2 rRNA genes are annotated in these 3,133 nt (G+C 53.9%); both read right to left on the bottom strand.

What is annotated here, in order from left to right:
- Positions 1–2: 2 nt before the first annotated feature.
- Positions 3–117, bottom strand: a 5S ribosomal RNA gene (gene rrf / locus DCS96_RS18320).
- A 102-nt stretch (positions 118–219) separates the two neighbouring features.
- Positions 220–3,109, bottom strand: a 23S ribosomal RNA gene (locus DCS96_RS18325).
- Between the last annotated feature and the right edge of the window lie 24 nt (positions 3,110–3,133).

Consider the following 3,133-nt stretch of genomic DNA (forward strand, 5'->3'; position numbering starts at 1 on the left):
GTGCCTGGCAGTGACCTACTTTCACATGGCAGCTGCCACACTATCATCGGCGCGGGTGCGTTTCACTTCTGAGTTCGGCATGGGATCAGGTGGGACCACAACGCTATCGCCGCCAGGCATAAACTGGTGTTGCTGACCTTTGGGGTCAACAACATCTGGAAAACTGATGAATGTTATCTGTAGCCCGCTACGCAAGGCCTCACACTTCTTGGGTGTTGTATGGTTAAGCCGCACGGGTCATTAGTACAGGTTAGCTTCACGCCTCACAGCGCGTCCACACCCTGCCTATCAACGTTGTGGTCTCCAACGGCCCTTTAGTGGACTCGAAGTCCATGGGATGACTCATCTCGGGGCTCGCTTCCCGCTTAGATGCTTTCAGCGGTTATCGATTCCGAACGTAGCTACCGGGCAGTGCCATTGGCATGACAACCCGAACACCAGCGGTTCGTTCACTCCGGTCCTCTCGTACTAGGAGCAACCCCCCTCAATCATCCAACGCCCACGGCAGATAGGGACCGAACTGTCTCACGACGTTCTGAACCCAGCTCGCGTACCACTTTAAATGGCGAACAGCCATACCCTTGGGACCGACTTCAGCCCCAGGATGTGATGAGCCGACATCGAGGTGCCAAACACCGCCGTCGATATGAACTCTTGGGCGGTATCAGCCTGTTATCCCCGGAGTACCTTTTATCCGTTGAGCGATGGCCCTTCCATTCAGAACCACCGGATCACTATGACCTACTTTCGTACCTGCTCGACCTGTCCGTCTCGCAGTTAAGCTGGCTTATGCCATTGCACTAACCGTACGATGTCCGACCGTACTTAGCCAACCTTCGTGCTCCTCCGTTACTCTTTGGGAGGAGACCGCCCCAGTCAAACTACCCACCAGGCACTGTCCGCAACCCCGATAAGGGGCCCACGTTAGAACATCAAACATACAAGGGTGGTATTTCAAGGATGGCTCCACGGCAACTGGCGTCACCGCTTCACAGCCTCCCACCTATCCTACACATGTAGGGTCAATGTTCAGTGCCAAGCTGTAGTAAAGGTTCACGGGGTCTTTCCGTCTAGCCGCGGGTATACGGCATCTTCACCGCAATTTCAATTTCACTGAGTCTCGGGTGGAGACAGCGTGGCCATGGTTACACCATTCGTGCAGGTCGGAACTTACCCGACAAGGAATTTCGCTACCTTAGGACCGTTATAGTTACGGCCGCCGTTTACCGGGGCTTCGATCAAGAGCTTCATCCGAAGACTAACCCCATCAATTAACCTTCCGGCACCGGGCAGGTGTCACACCGTATACGTCCTCTTGCGAGTTTGCACAGTGCTGTGTTTTTGATAAACAGTCCCAGCCACCTGGTCACTGCGACTGGCTCAGGCTCCATCCGTAAAGGACTTCACCCGCTCCAGCGTACCTTCTCCCGAAGTTACGGTACTATTTTGCCTAGTTCCTTCACCCGAGTTCTCTCAAGCGCCTTGGTATTCTCTACCCGACCACCTGTGTCGGTTTGGGGTACGATTGCCGTGTATCTGAAGCTTAGAGGCTTTTCCTGGAAGCAGGGCATCAATGACTTCCTGACCGTGGTCAGTTCGTCTCGGGTCTCAGTGTTGTGGTTCCGGATTTGCCTAAAACCACCACCTACATCCTTTCACCAGGACTACCAACGCCTGGCCCATCTAGCCTTCTCCGTCCCCCCATCGCAATACACGCCAGTACGGGAATATTAACCCGTTTCCCATCGACTACGCCTTTCGGCCTCGCCTTAGGGGTCGACTCACCCTGCCCCGATTAACGTTGGACAGGAACCCTTGGTCTTCCGGCGAGGAGGCTTTTCACCCCCTTTATCGTTACTCATGTCAGCATTCGCACTTCTGATATCTCCAGCATGCCTCACGACACACCTTCGCAGACTTACAGAACGCTCCCCTACCACTCAGAATAAATTCTGAATCCGCGGCTTCGGTGCCTGGTTTAGCCCCGTTACATCTTCCGCGCAGGCCGACTCGACCAGTGAGCTATTACGCTTTCTTTAAATGATGGCTGCTTCTAAGCCAACATCCTGGCTGTCTGAGCCTTCCCACCTCGTTTCCCACTTAACCAGAACTTGGGGACCTTAGCCGGCGGTCTGGGTTGTTTCCCTCTTCACGACGGACGTTAGCACCCGCCGTGTGTCTCCCGGATAGTACTTACTGGTATTCGGAGTTTGCATGGGGTTGGTAAGTCGGGATGACCCCCTAGCCCAAACAGTGCTCTACCCCCAGTAGTATTCGTCCGAGGCGCTACCTAAATAGCTTTCGGGGAGAACCAGCTATCTCCCGGTTTGATTGGCCTTTCACCCCCAGCCACAAGTCATCCCCTAATTTTGCAACATTAGTGGGTTCGGTCCTCCAGTTGATGTTACTCAACCTTCAACCTGCTCATGGCTAGATCACCGGGTTTCGGGTCTACTCCTAGCAACTATTCGCCCAGTTAAGACTCGGTTTCCCTACGGCTCCCCTATACGGTTAACCTTGCTACTAAAAGTAAGTCGCTGACCCATTATACAAAAGGTACGCAGTCACCCTCGAAGGGCTTCCACTGCTTGTACGTACACGGTTTCAGGTTCTATTTCACTCCCCTCACAGGGGTTCTTTTCGCCTTTCCCTCACGGTACTGGTTCACTATCGGTCAGTCAGGAGTATTTAGCCTTGGAGGATGGTCCCCCCATGTTCAGACAGGATAACACGTGTCCCGTCCTACTCGATTTCACAACACAGACAGTTTGGTGTACGGGGCTATCACCCTTTATTGCCGGCCTTTCCAGGACCGTTCCACTACCGTCAATGCTGCTTAAGGGCTGGCCCCCGTTCGCTCGCCGCTACTAAGGGGATCTCGGTTGATTTCTTTTCCTCGGGGTACTGAGATGTTTCAGTTCTCCCGGTTCGCCTCGCAACGCTATGTATTCACGTTACGATACCGCACCGAAGTGCGGTGGGTTTCCCCATTCGGACATCACGGGCTCAAGCGCTTCTTACCAGCTCACCCGTGCTTAACGCAGGTTAGCACGTCCTTCATCGCCTCTGACTGCCAAGGCATCCACCGTGCACGCTTAGTCACTTAACCATACAACCCCAAGAAGTGTGTCAG

Source organism: Zobellella maritima, from assembly GCF_003075035.1.
Classification (GTDB): domain Bacteria; phylum Pseudomonadota; class Gammaproteobacteria; order Enterobacterales; family Aeromonadaceae; genus Oceanimonas; species Oceanimonas maritima.